General features: G+C 61.6%; 7 protein-coding genes and 1 tRNA gene. 4 read left to right on the top strand and 4 right to left on the bottom strand.

Features of this window, described 5'->3' with window-relative positions; translation table 11 throughout:
* Nucleotides 1–114: 114 nt before the first annotated feature.
* Nucleotides 115–1,488: a glycosyl hydrolase family 17 protein gene (locus NTX71_04030; protein ID MCX6339072.1), complete on the bottom strand. Its 1,374-nt coding sequence runs from the start codon at nucleotides 1,486–1,488 to the stop codon at nucleotides 115–117.
* Between the two features lie 235 nt (nucleotides 1,489–1,723).
* Between NTX71_04030 and NTX71_04035 the strand changes: the two genes are divergently transcribed.
* On the top strand, nucleotides 1,724–2,311 hold the full coding sequence (locus NTX71_04035) for a hypothetical protein (GenBank protein ID MCX6339073.1): 588 nt from the start codon (nucleotides 1,724–1,726) through the stop codon (nucleotides 2,309–2,311).
* Between the two features lie 234 nt (nucleotides 2,312–2,545).
* On the opposite strand, the gene NTX71_04040 is transcribed toward NTX71_04035, so the two are convergent.
* The 3 genes from NTX71_04040 to NTX71_04050 all read right to left on the bottom strand — a co-directional run bounded on the left by NTX71_04040 (nucleotide 2,546) and on the right by NTX71_04050 (nucleotide 4,033).
* Nucleotides 2,546–2,935 carry a hypothetical protein gene (locus NTX71_04040; protein ID MCX6339074.1) on the bottom strand — a complete coding sequence of 130 codons (390 nt, stop codon included), beginning with the start codon at nucleotides 2,933–2,935 and terminating at the stop codon, nucleotides 2,546–2,548.
* A gap of 129 nt (nucleotides 2,936–3,064) precedes the next feature.
* Nucleotides 3,065–3,265: a hypothetical protein gene (locus NTX71_04045; GenBank protein ID MCX6339075.1), complete on the bottom strand. Its 201-nt coding sequence runs from the start codon at nucleotides 3,263–3,265 to the stop codon at nucleotides 3,065–3,067.
* 15 nt (nucleotides 3,266–3,280) lie between these two features.
* The gene (locus NTX71_04050) at nucleotides 3,281–4,033 is read right to left on the bottom strand and encodes a hypothetical protein (protein ID MCX6339076.1); all 753 of its coding nucleotides are present in this window, start codon (nucleotides 4,031–4,033) and stop codon (nucleotides 3,281–3,283) included.
* A gap of 324 nt (nucleotides 4,034–4,357) precedes the next feature.
* Between NTX71_04050 and NTX71_04055 the strand changes: the two genes are divergently transcribed.
* The 3 genes from NTX71_04055 to NTX71_04065 all read left to right on the top strand — a co-directional run bounded on the left by NTX71_04055 (nucleotide 4,358) and on the right by NTX71_04065 (nucleotide 12,706).
* Nucleotides 4,358–11,749, top strand: coding sequence for a glycosyl transferase (locus NTX71_04055; GenBank protein MCX6339077.1), 7,392 nt, complete (start codon nucleotides 4,358–4,360; stop codon nucleotides 11,747–11,749).
* A 174-nt stretch (nucleotides 11,750–11,923) separates the two neighbouring features.
* Complete coding sequence (locus NTX71_04060) at nucleotides 11,924–12,475, top strand: DUF308 domain-containing protein (GenBank protein MCX6339078.1); 552 nt, start codon at nucleotides 11,924–11,926, stop codon at nucleotides 12,473–12,475.
* Between the two features lie 155 nt (nucleotides 12,476–12,630).
* Nucleotides 12,631–12,706, top strand: a tRNA-Asn gene (locus tag NTX71_04065).
* The last annotated feature ends 505 nt before the right edge of the window (nucleotides 12,707–13,211 follow it).

Here is a 13,211-nt window from a genome sequence, read left to right on the forward strand (position 1 = left end):
CGAGCGTGTCGGGAGCCTGTCCGCATGAGGCGGAGGAAAAATGCGGGGGGAGAAGATCGCCCGCACGTAGGCCGTGAGGGTGTCCCGTGCGCGATCTTTTAGCCGCGCCGTTCACTACTGCACGGTCACCGTCTGCGTGTCAAAAAGGATCATGTTCGGGCTGCTCTGGGAAAGCTGGTCGAGCGGGACGCCGGGAGACTTCCCGGCCGCAACCGCTCCGCAGTAGAACGTCATCTCCTTCCCGGCAAAAGCGTTTGGCAAGACACCCCGCAGTGTCACGGTCGAATTGATGGATGTGCTGAGGCTCGGCACCCGCCGATACAGCGGAACCACGCCCCTGGCGATGTCACCGTTGAGGAAGAGTGTGTAGATGCCGGAGGGAGCGCTCGCAATGAGATAGAAGTCGAACGGCTGTGTGATCTGTCCAGAAAAATCCACGACGTAGCTGAGTCCCTGCCCCGCGGTCATCAACCCCGGCAGGATCGATAGCTGCGTCGCGGATTTAATGCTCGGGATCACGTACTTTTGCCTGTTGTGATTCCATCCCTCGAAGATGCCAAAGTGGGATTCCTGTTTCTGGTTCGGGGTATACTTCCACGGCTCGTCGAACATTTCGAATAGGTATGCCTCCACCTGATGGCTCGTGAGCCAGTTGGAAATCCCGTCGAAGTATGTCTTCGCGTTCGGCTCGCTTGGTTTCACCGTCCCGTTCCACCACGTGCTCCCTCCCGCCGTGGCCCATCCGGTTTCGCCGACGACGACGCGCTTGCCCTTCGCGATGCCGACCACCTGGCCGTACATGTTCTGGAAGTAGCTGATCGCCGCCCCCCCGGGATCATCCCCGTGCCAGAATGGATAGATGGTGCACCATATCTCATCGCACCCGGGGCAGTCCGCGAGGCTGGCGTGACCGATCCACACCCCGTCGGTCTGGCATGTCGTCACCTTGACGCCCGTGAGGCCATTGGCGTTGAGCTGCGCGCGCGCGTAGTTCATCAGGAGCTGGATTTTTTCTTTTGTCAGGCCGTTGGGGTTCGGGGAGTCCTGGAGATTCTCATTCCCGCAGATGATCGTGGCGACCGTCCCCTGATAGTGCTTCGCCTGGGCGACGATTGAATCAATCTCCGCCTTTGATTTCGCCTCGTCGAAGTAATCGGGCCCGCTCGTGCTCGGGAAGCCCCATGCCCCCATGGCGACCTTCACGCCGCACGCGTGCGCGGCGGGGATAACGTGCTGGTTGCTGTACTGTATCGTCCAGGTACGGAGTGCGGTGAAATGTGTGTTGATCAACTGCATCTGCCCGAGCACATCCTGGTAGGAATAGGAATCCCACGCGGGATTCGTGCCGGTATTGGGATCCCCTTTTGTATATGGCTGATATCCCACGTGGACGTAATCCTGTTGGGCCGCGCCGGCGCTTATGATTGTGAAAGACGCAAGAATCAGTGCTGCGGCAGAGCTGATTGTGCGCTGATGCACGACTTTCATTCCGCACCTCCTCACTGGCTCCTCGGCAAAGGTTCTCTTATTTCACTGAATCGCTGCTATCTGGCTGCCCATGGTATGCCTGGCGGAGCATGGCTACACTACCATAATCTCGTTCTTGCAGATATGTTAAAAATGTCGGTACAGGCGAAGCTACACTCGATACCAAATTTTAATCTTTCCCCCCCTTGACATGAGCGCAAAAGCAGGGTAAGTTGAAATCGAAGGAGGTGCGCTGATGGATCAAACCACTCTTCGCTGCATGATTCTGGCAGGGAGCTGTAGTATCCTTATCAGCGCATTCCCTTCAACATTATTTGCCAACTGTGCCTATGGGACGAAGGTGGCTCTGGTCGATGGCGAATGGTATGAGCTCCGGGCAATCGAGGAGATTGGGTTCAGGGATAGCGTGCATGCGCTCGTGCGGGGTGGAGAAGGTCCGGAGTGGAGGTCAAGAGGGGTCAGGTACAGCTATGGCACAGGCCCGGCAGCCACCGACCCCGGCATGATAAGGGTTTCATTCGGTCCGATAGAATCAAATAGCGACATCACGGTGACGGACAGGCATATTTTCCTGGTGATGAACAATTCCCCCGCCAGGGTGATGCTCAAGAGGGCAATAGATCTGATCCCCGGCGCTGATATGCTCGTGGATTTCCATGGGAAGCCGGTCCCGGTACGCAGCATCGCGTTTATCACGTACCGGGGAGGGATCCATCATATCGCCACCGGCACGAATCTGGACGATGGCTGGGAAGGGCACCTGATCATCACCAACGGGATCGTCTCCGCCGATTACCTGCTCCAGCTGGTCTATCAGGAATAGCTGCACTGTAGCCTCTCACGAGTATGCCTCCTTCTTTTATGTCCAAAACCATGCGGTGAGATCATCTCCCCCGGAAGCGCCGGAAGTAAATACCTGATCCTCATCCTCGCGCAGATTACCGTGAGGATGTTTCCCGGGAGGAAACCGAGGCCTGAAAAGTATAATAAGGTATCGTGGCCCCGGCATCACCAGTTATAATGCTAAACATAATCTGCTCAACCGGTACAAAGCGCTTCATACAATCGCCGGTTCACACGGGCTGAGACGGAAGATATGACGGAACAGGTTATTCTGCTCAGTTTTTATTTGAGCGAACAGGACGCGATCAGGGCATTGCAGCAGTTGCGCCATAAGCGATTCCGTCGCTCCGTATTGATCAATAAGTCCGCAGAGGGCCGCATCCGGACGGACGGCATCTCTCCGCGGCATGGCGTCTTCAGGGGAGTTGTCGGCGGACTGTTGTGTGGCGCCCTCGCCGGCTCGATCGCGATATTGTTGCGGGGGATCTACAGCATCGCGTGGGGTTGTTGCGCCCTGATCATGGCGCCGCTGCTCGGAGGGCTGACCGGATTTATCGCCACCCGCCGGCTCGCCATTGGCCTCTCCAGGGAACTGGTGGAACATTATGCACGCTGGCTGGTGGCTGACGAGACCGTCATAATCGTACAGAACTCACCGGAGGCGATAGGCAGTGCCATCCCCATGCTCCGGGGCATCGGAGAAAGCCAGCCCTCCATCTTCGCCATGCACGAGCTACGAAGGATCATGGTCGTCGGCGAACCGGTCCAGACTGAGACCATGGCCGCCGCTCGGCTCCAGCGGTTCGCCCGCCGCCTTGCATCCATCCACCGTGTCAGGGCTGATGTCAGACACGGAGAGCCCCTCCTGCATCAGCTTGATGTGTGCGAAAAGGTTATCGAGCAGGTCCGCCAGGAACTTGCCGAGTCTTCTCATCTGGAACAAACCATCTCAGCCACTGCGGAGTGGATCCTCGATAATGCCTACATCATACAGGGTCAGATCGATGACGTCAGGCTGTACTTGCCGAAAAAGTATTATCATGAGCTCCCGGTGCTCGCGGCTGAGCCGGGCATGGGCGAACCCCGGATCTACAACCTTGCCACGGCGCTGATCCAGCATACCGACGGCCGGCTCGACCGCAACAATATCAATGACTTCCTGACGGCCTATCAATCGGTTTCGGCGCTGACGATCGGTGAACTCTGGGCGGTTCCGCTGATGCTGCGCATCGGGCTGCTGGACATTCTTCGACGGTTGACCGAACAGATTGATCAGCGGCTGCGCGAGCGCGAAAGTGCGGACTTCTGGGCCAACCGCCTGCTCACCGCCGCCCGCCGCGACCCCAACCAGTTGTTCTTTATCCTGGCTGAGCTGGCACGCGAGCAAACCGCACCGAGCGCGCATTTCGCCTTCCAAATCACCGAGCATCTGTACGATGAGGAGGTCGCGTTGGCCCCGGTGCAGGGCTGGCTGGAGCGCAAGCTGGGTAGTGCGCTCGGTGACATCATCATCCGGGAACAGGCCCGGCAGGCCGCCGACCAGGTCTCCATCGCCAACGCGATCACCAGCCTCCGGCAACTCACGCGGTTGGAATGGCGTGAGACCTTCGAGCGCCAGAGCCGGGTCGAGGCGATGCTGTGCAATGACCCTGCGGGCATCTATCATCGCATGGACTTTCCCACCAAAGACAGGTATCGCCATGCGGTTGAGGCGCTCTCGCGCGGCTCAACGACGTCCGAGGAGGGTGTCGCCCAGGCAGCCATTGAAATGGCTTCCGCCCACACCGATGATGCCACTCCTGATCCGCGCCGGCGGCATGCGGGCTATTATCTGATTGATGAAGGGCGCCGGGAGCTTGTCTCACGGCTGCAGGGCCGCGAGCGGCGCCGCGAGCGGGTGCTGCAATGGGTGTATCGGCATCACACCGCGCTTTATCTGTCAGCCGGTGGACTGATGACCACCTCGATCACCGGCATCATCCTTGGAGCTGTCCTCCGGGAACACGGGCGGCTGGCGTTGCTGCCGGTGGTTGCAGCCCTCGCGCTTCTGCCGGCCAGCGAGCTCGGCATCCAGCTCGTCAATTACCTGGTGACCCGCTGTGTCCCACCCCGGACGCTGCCGAAGATGTCGTTCGAAAAGGGAGGGATCTCCGATGAATTCCGGACCCTGGTCGTCGTACCGGTGCTCCTCTTCCATCCCCGGACCATCAGCGAGGATCTGTACAAGCTGGAGGTTCGCTATCTTGCCAATCCGGAATCGAATATCCTGTTTGGCCTCTTCAGCGACTACCCCGATGCGAATGAGCTGCACAAGGACACCGATGCCGGCCTGCTGCGCCAGATCACTGAGGGGATTGCCGACCTCAACAGGCGATATGGCGAGGGCCGCTTTTATCTTTTTCATCGCGAGCGCGAATGGGTTGAGTCCGAGGGCCGCTTCATAGGCTGGGAGCGCAAACGCGGCAAGCTCGAGGAACTGAACCGGCTGCTGACCGGCGCCCCTCCCCGCGGCGGCCGGGAGATCGTGCAGGTGGGGGATCCGCACCAGCTCGAAAACGTCCGCTATGTCATTACCCTTGATAGCGACACACAGTTGCCGCGTGGGAGCGCCCGGCGCATGATCGAGACAATTTCACATCCGCTGAATCAGGCGAGGCTCGGGCCGGATGGTTCCACCGTTATCAGCGGGTACACCATCATCCAGCCGCGCGTCGGCATCTCCCTCCCCAGCGCGATGGCAACCCCCTTCAGCCGCCTGTGCACCGACCCTGTCGGCACTGACCCGTATACCCGGGCGGTATCCGACGTGTACCAGGATCTGGCGGGCGAAGCCTCCTACCTCGGGAAGGGTATTTATAACCCGCGGGTGTTTCACCGGGTGCTCGCCGACCGGTTCCCCGAGCAGCTGCTCCTGAGCCACGACCTGATCGAGGGCGCGCATCTGCGGGTCGGCCTGGCGAGCGATATCGAACTGTATGAGGAGTTTCCCCAGGATTATATTTGCTATACGAGCCGGCAGCATCGCTGGATCTGCGGTGATTGGCAGATCGCCGGCTGGTGCATGCCGCGCGTGCCGACGCCCGAGGGTCCGCGCGTGCCCAACCCGCTCTCGATGCTGAACCGGTGGAAGATATTCGACAATCTCAGGCGCAGCCTCATGCCGATCGCGTCGGCGCTGTTTCTTGTCGCGGCCTGGCTGTTCCTGCCGGCTGCGGTGGCCGCAGCCGGAACGCTCGTCGGGCTGCTGGTGTTCGCCCCGCCGCTCGCACGACTGCTCACGTGGGTGACGACGGCGCCGGGATCGGGCAAAATCTCATGGCGCGAACTGGGGCATTGTCTCTTCCGGTCGGTCGTGGAGGCGGCGCTCATCCCGCACCAGGCCAGCCTTGCCCTGGATGCGATTGTACGGGTCTGGTATCGCCGCCTCATCAGCAAGCGCAAGCTGCTGGAGTGGACCACGGCGCAGCTCGCCCAGTGGAAGACGCGAGGCCTCATCCGTCCCTTCCTGGCGCGGATGGCGTGCATCAGTCTTTTCTCGCTCGGCATGGGGATTGCGCTGGCGCGGCGTGCGCCGGCGGAGCTGTATTTCGCGGGGCCGTTTCTGGCGCTGTGGCTGATCAGCCCCGTGATCATGTGGCGGCTGTGCGTCAAGCCTCGCCCCACGCCGCAGCGCGCGCTGATCCCGCCGTCAGACGCGCAACTGCTGCGAACACTCGCCCGGCAATCCTGGCGTTTATTTGACGACTTCGTCGGCCCCGCGACATCATGGCTCCCGCCGGACAACTACCAGGTATCCCACCGCAATACAATTACCCTCCGCACGAGCCCTACCAACATAGGACTCTGGCTGCTGAGCGCGGTCGCGGCATACGATTTCGGATATCTGACCGGCGATGAGGTGATCCGCCGCATCGGAGAGACCTTCAAAACGCTTGGCGAGCTCGAACGGCATGAGGGGCACCTTCTCAACTGGTATGATCTCCAGACGCGCACGCCCCATGAGCCGCGCTATGTCTCCATGGTGGACAGCGGCAACCTGCTCGCCTGCCTGTGGACGCTGGAGCATGGCCTCACCGATCTGACCGCCAGGCCGCTGATCGGCCCGCAGTCCATCCGCGGATTGTATGATACGCTCCAGATCCTGCGCGGCAATATATCGCCGGCTCACCAGAATGAGCCGCTCATCAAGGCGATGAGAGTTCTCGACGATCTTTTCAACAATCCCCCCCCGCAGCTCGACGAGCTTATCCGCCGGATCCGCCTGGCGAAAGCGCCGGCTGAGATACTCGCTCATCAACTTCTGCAGGACGCCAGCGCGGACAGCGAACTTGCCTACTGGGCAGGGCAGATCGATCGGCAGGTGTCATCGTGGGGGATGATCATCGACCGCTACCTGTCCTGGATGGAGATACTCTCCGCCGAGCCGGAAGAGGTCCTGAGCACGCTCGGGCAGGAGGTATGTGACGCCCGCCGCCAGGCGCTGACCGAGACTCCCTCCGCCCGCTCTCTCGCCGGCGGGAGCGTGGCCGTTATTGCGCTGCTCCAGAATGCGCGGGGGAAGGTGGGCGGGTCATCCACGCAGCTCGGGGAATGGATCGACCGGCTCGGCGATGCCTTTTCCCGATCGCGGGGGCTTGCCGATGAATTACTTTCCCGGGCCGAGGATCTCCGCCGGCGCAGCACCGCCCTCGCCAATGGTATGAATATGACATTCCTCTACGACCCCGATCGGCGATTATTCAGGATCGGCTTTAATGCGAGCGAGCAGAAGCTCGATTCCTCCTACTACGATCTTTTTGCCAGCGAGGCCAGGCTGGGTAGTTTCGTGGCGATCGCGCGCGGGGACGTCCCGAGCGCGCACTGGCTGGCGATGGCAAGGCCGTTCGGTTCGGTGGGGAGACGCCGGGTGCTCCTCAGCTGGGGCGGGACCATGTTCGAATATCTGATGCCGCTGCTGCTGCAGCGCGTCTTCGATAACTCGTTATTGGCCATGGCCTGCCGGGAAGCGGTGAGCGTGCAGATCGCCTATGCGCGCCGTCGCGGAGTGCCGTGGGGGATGTCTGAGTCCGCATACAGCGATCTTGATGCCAATAAAATGTATCAGTATCAGGCATTCGGCGTGCCGGGTCTGGGACTGAAACGCGGACTCGAGGACGACCTGGTGGTGGCGCCCTATGCATCACTGCTGGGGCTGCTGGTAGATCCGGCGGCGGCGGTGCGTAACCTGAAGTGGCTGGTGCAGCTGGGGTTGCATGGCAACTATGGATTTTATGAGGCGATCGATTTCACCCGGCAGCGTCGCCGCGAGGGCGGCCGGGGCGTGATCGTGCGCACCTATATGGCGCACCACCAGGCGATGGGATTCCTGGCGATTGACAATTTCATCAACGATCAGGCGATGCAACGGCGGTTCCACGCAGATGCGCGCGTCAGGGCGAACGAGCCGCTGCTGTATGAGCGCATCCCGGTTTCACCGCCACTCCATCAGGTGTCCCTCCGCGAACGCGCCCCGTCGCGCGTGATGCCCTCGGAGATTGTCCCGGCGGCCGGCAGGTTTGAATCCCCTCACTCGCACACACCCAAGACGCAACTGTTCTCCAACGGTCGCTACAGCCTGATGGTGACCAGCGCCGGCGGGGGATACAGCCGGTGGCGCGATTTTGATATCACTCGCTGGCGGGCGGATGCCACCTCCGACCCCTGGGGCGCGTTCTGCTACATCCGTGACGTGCGGCAGAGTCGGCTATGGTGCAACACCTATCAGCCCGTCGGAGGCACGCCGGACAAGTATGCCGTCAGCTTCACCATGGATCGGGCCGAGTTCCGCCGCTCCGATGGTGACATCGACACGGAGACCGAGATTGTTGTCTCTCCCGAAGACGACGCTGAAATCCGCCGCGTCGCCCTCACCAACCGCTCCGGCCGCAGGAGGAAGCTGGAGGTGACCAGCTACATAGAGCTTGCCCTTGCCCCCCACAACACCGACCGCCAGCACCCCGCCTTCAACAAGATGTTTGTGTGCACCGAGGCGATCCCCACACGCGGCGCGCTGCTGGCATTCCGGCGGCCGCGAGACAAGGACGACCCGCCGGTCTACGCGGCCCACCTCCTTGCCTTCGAGGATGGGGTGAAAGGCACGATGCAGTTTGAAACCGACCGGTGGCGGTTCATCGGGCGCGGTAATACCACCGCCCGCCCCGCGGCGCTGTCCGGTGCGCTGTCGAAAAGCGCCGGCCATGTGCTGGACCCGATCTTCAGTCTGCGCCGCACGATCGTGCTGGAGGCCGGCCAGCGCGTCTATTTTTCACTGGTGCTCTGTGCCGCCGAGTCACGCAAGGATGTCCTGGCGCTGGTCGAGAAATATAGTGATCCGCAGGCGGTCAGGAGGGTGCTCGAACTCGCCTGGACCTATGCCCAGGTGGAGCTTCGCCGGTTGCGCATTCAGCCTGATGAGGCACGCCGCTTTCAACAGCTCGCCAGCTACATGCTGTATCCCAGCGCCAAGTTCAGGCCGCCCGGGGATCGGATCCGTCAGAACAGGCTGGGTCAGTCGCGCCTGTGGGCCTACGGCATCTCGGGCGATCTTCCAATCGCCGTGGTCAGCATCGGGGAGTCGGACGATATCAGTCTGGTCCGCCAGGTGCTCCAGGCGCATACCTACTGGCGCCTCCACGGCCTGAAGGCTGACCTGGTTATCCTCAATGAGGAATCCAGCGGCTATGATCAGCCGTTGCATGAGCAGTTGAAGCGGCTTGTCCATGCGCACTCGATGCACATCGGCGTCGATCAGCCCGGTGGTATCTACCTGCGGAATGTTGACCAGATTCCCGCTGAGGATCTGACGCTGATACTCTCCGCCGCGCGGGTGGCGCTGGTTGCTGCCAGGGGCCCGCTGCCGCAGCAACTGGGGGCGCCGACAGAGTTATCAGAGCTCACCGCCGCGCTGCGCGTGCGGCAGCTCCCTGAAGAGCCCTCCCCGCCGCTGCCGTTCATGGATCTCACGTATTTCAACGGCCTGGGCGGCTTCACCGCCGGCGGCAGGGAATACGCGATCTATCTGGACCCCGGCTCTCGGACGCCGGCGCCGTGGGTCAATGTGATCGCCAACCAGAATTTTGGCACGCTGGTGAGCGAGTCCGGCTCCGGTTTTGCCTGGTACGGCAATAGCCAGCAGAACCGTCTGACGAGCTGGTCCAATGACCCGGTGACCGACACGCCGTCCGAGGCGATCTATATCCGGGACGAGGAAACCGGGAAGTTCTGGACGCCCACGCCGTTGCCGATCCGGGAACAGGACGCCTACCGGGCGCGGCACGGCACGGGCTACAGCGTCTTTGAGCACAACAGCCATGCCATCCAGCAGGAGCTGACCACCTTCGTGCCGATGGATGAGAGCGGCGGCGAGCCGATTCGCGTGCAACGGCTCCGCTTGCGCAACGACTCATCACGGAGGCGGAAGCTGTCGGTCACCTTCTACGTCGAGTGGACGCTGGGCGAGAACCGTGAGGAGAGCCAGATGCACGTGGTCAGCCAGTGGGACAGCGAGATGCGGACACTGCTGGCGCGCAACCGGTACCACGCGAGTTACGGCGAGCGCATCGCATTCGCCACGCTCAGCCCAGCCCCCCAGAGCTATACCGCCGACCGCACCGGCTTCCTGGGGCGCAATCAGACAGTGGCCTCGCCCGTCGCCATGAAACGGATCCGCCTCTCCGGGCGCGTCTGGCCGGGGCTGGACCCATGCGCGGCCGTACAGGTTGCGCTGAATCTGCCTCCGGGTGAGAGCGCGGAGGTGACGTGCCTGCTCGGGCAGGCAGGGTCGGTTGAAGAGGTCGACCGCCTCGTCCAGAAATATCGGGATGCCGTTGAGGTGGAGGAATCGCTGAAGCGCACGATCGCATGGTGGGACCAGCTCCTGGGACGCATCCAGGTCACCACGCCGGAGCCGTCGATGAATTTTCTGGTGAACCGCTGGCTGCTGTACCAGGCGTTGAGCTGCCGGATCTGGGGACGGACAGGTTTCTACCAGTCAGGCGGGGCGTTCGGATTCCGCGACCAGCTCCAGGACGTCATGGCGCTGTTCTACGCGGCGTCTCCCCTGTCATGGAAGCACATCCTTCTGGCGGCGAGCCGCCAGTTCAGGGAGGGAGACGTGCAGCACTGGTGGCAGCCGCCGTCCGGCGCGGGTATCCGTTCGCGCTGTTCCGACGACATGCTCTGGCTGCCGTACGTGGTGGCCCACTATGTCCGTTTCTCGGGCGATACGGCGATCCTGAATGAGCGCGTCCCTTTTATCGAAGACCGCCCGCTCGAAGAAAAAGAGGATGTGGCCTACCTCACGCCGCGAGAATCAATGGAGAGCGCCACGCTCTACGAGCACTGCCGCCGGGCGATCGAGCGCGGTTTGAAAACGGGACCCCACGGGTTGCCGCTGATCGGCAGCGGCGACTGGAATGACGCCATGAACCGGGTAGGCATCGCGGGGAGCGGCGAGAGTGTCTGGCTGGCATGGTTCCTGATCGAGGTGCTCAATGAGTTTGCCGGGGTTTCGGAGTTATACGGGAAACCGGAGCAGGTGGCCGCGTATCGCGAGCGCGCCCGTCAACTGGCCGAAGCCGTCGAGCGGCACGCCTGGGATGGAGGATGGTACCTGCGGGCCTTTTTTGACGACGGGACGCCGCTTGGATCCGCCGCGAGCGAGGAAGCCCGCATTTTCTCGCTGCCTCAATCATGGACAGTGATCAGCGCTGCGGCCGACCCCGAGCGGGCGGCGCGGGCGCTTGAGTCTGCCTGCGAGCAACTGGTGCTCAAAGACGAGAACCTGATCGTGCTGCTCACGCCCCCGTTCGACAGGTCTGACATGAACCCGGGCTATATCAAGGGGTATCCGCCCGGCGTCCGGGAGAACGGCGGCCAATACACCCATGCCGCGTTATGGCTGGCGATGGCCCTGTGCCGCCGGGGTGAGGGGGACCGCGCGGTTTCACTGCTGCGCATGCTCAACCCGATCGAGCGCGCGCGCGAACCGAAGGCCGTTGAGCGCTACCGGGTCGAGCCATATGTGGTGGCGGGCGACGTCTGCAGGATGGCGGGCCGGGTGGGGCAGGGGGGATGGACATGGTATACCGGATCCGCGGCTTGGATGTATCGCATCTGGATCGAGGAGGTGATCGGCATGAAGGTCTGCGGGCGAACCCTCCTGATCGATCCGGTCATCCCGTCCGGCTGGAAGCAATTCAGCATCCGTTATCAGCGGGGCGAGGCCATATACGAGATCGCCGTCGAAAACCCGGACGGCGTGAGCCGCGGCGTGGCGTGGGTGGAGATGGACGGCCGCCGTCTGGAGAAGCCGGCCATCCCCCTGGAAGAGGTCTCAATCAAACACAAGGTGGTCGTGCGGATGGGCACGGGGGCTTGATGGCGGAGGAGGCCAGCGTCCCCGCATCCGGGTCGCATTCCTGCGCGGCATCCTGCATGACACGCCATGCCGTAAATGCTTTTTTCCCCCGCCTCCACTGTGCTATAATACCCACGTTCTTTGACGGTTACTATGTATGAAAAAGTCGATGACCAAAAAAGAAAGGAGGGGCCTATGGTTCCGATGGAAGGGGTGAGCAGGGGTTGGCTGGTTTTTTTAGGCGTCATTCTCGTCATCGCGGGGATTGCGGCAATCGGCATGCCGCTCGTCGCGTCACTCGCGGTGGAGCTTCTCATCGGCTGGATTCTGATAGTGAGCGGGATCATGCAGAGCATTTACTCGTTCTCATCCCGCAGGTGGGGAAAATTCTTCATGCGCCTGCTCGCGGGGCTCCTCTACTTCCTTGCCGGCATCATGCTGGTGGCGCACCCGCTCAGGGGCGTGCTCACGCTGACGCTCCTGCTGGGAATCCTCTTCGTGCTCGAGGGAATCTGCAAGATCATCGGCTCATTTCAGATCCGCCATGTGCAGAATTGGGGATGGCTGTTTTTTAGCGGCATCCTGGCCCTCCTCATCGGCATTCTCATCTGGAAAGGGTGGCCGTCCAGCTCGGCATGGGCGATCGGACTCCTGGTGGGGATAAACATCCTCTTCAGGGGCTGGGCGCTCATCGCGCTGGCCCTCGCGATTCCGTCCGGGAGCGCCGGTCAGAGCCGGGCATTCTGAATCGCGCGGTGCGGTTGAAAATATCATAGCTGGGCTGGGTGCGCGCAAGCTCTCTTCTGCTGTCTTTCGCTGCCCTGCTATGCTATCGCCGTTCTTTGACAACAATGCAGTGAATCGGATTATCACTTTTCACTTTCCACTATTCACTGCGTTATTCCCCGGTAGCTCAGTCGGTAGAGCAGGTGGCTGTTAACCACCGTGCCGCAGGTTCGAGTCCTGCCCGGGGAGCCAGTCCGATGGCGCAGAGCGTTCTACGTTCTGCGCCATCACTTTTTCCGGCTCCGTCGCAAGGAATTCCGGCGGACGGCCGCGCAGGGCCAGTTCTATGCGGTTACCAGAGACGACCGCCTTGTTGAGGGTGAGGCCGAGGAGCTGCCTCTGCTGGTAAGGGTTCGCCCGCTCGAAAACGTCCATGATATTGCTCAAGGCGAGCCGGACGAGGTCCTTGCTCACCGATTCTCGCTCTATTTCCCCGATAGTCAATTCCACGTCTTCAAGGCCGCTATCGAGTTCCTTCCGCCTTTTCGCCAGCTCGTTCAGTTTCTCTTTCAGAAACAGCTTGTTCTCCTCCGTCGCGAGGTTGCCCCATTCCCCAAGTAACTGATCGGCCAGCGTCTTCACCTTCACCAGTTCTTTTTCAAGCTGCGACTTCTGTTCTCTCAGCTCGGGAAGCTCCTTCCTGAGCTTGATGTTCGTCGCCGCGACGATGTCCTCCATGATGTCTTTTCTCCGGGCG

This window comes from Candidatus Auribacterota bacterium, assembly GCA_026392035.1.
In the GTDB taxonomy this organism is placed as follows: Bacteria; Auribacterota; Tritonobacteria; order UBA1439; family UBA1439; genus JAPLCX01.

Excerpts from the sequence above, each read along its gene's own strand:
- NTX71_04030 (MCX6339072.1), bottom strand. The coding sequence starts at position 1,488 with ATGAAAGTCGTGCATCAGCGCACAATCAGCTCTGCCGCAGCACTGATT.
- NTX71_04035 (MCX6339073.1), top strand. The coding sequence starts at position 1,724 with ATGGATCAAACCACTCTTCGCTGCATGATTCTGGCAGGGAGCTGTAGT.
- NTX71_04040 (MCX6339074.1), bottom strand. The coding sequence starts at position 2,935 with ATGTTCCACCAGTTCCCTGGAGAGGCCAATGGCGAGCCGGCGGGTGGC.
- NTX71_04045 (MCX6339075.1), bottom strand. The coding sequence starts at position 3,265 with ATGAGAAGACTCGGCAAGTTCCTGGCGGACCTGCTCGATAACCTTTTC.
- NTX71_04050 (MCX6339076.1), bottom strand. The coding sequence starts at position 4,033 with ATGGCGATACCTGTCTTTGGTGGGAAAGTCCATGCGATGATAGATGCC.
- NTX71_04060 (MCX6339078.1), top strand. The coding sequence starts at position 11,924 with ATGGTTCCGATGGAAGGGGTGAGCAGGGGTTGGCTGGTTTTTTTAGGC.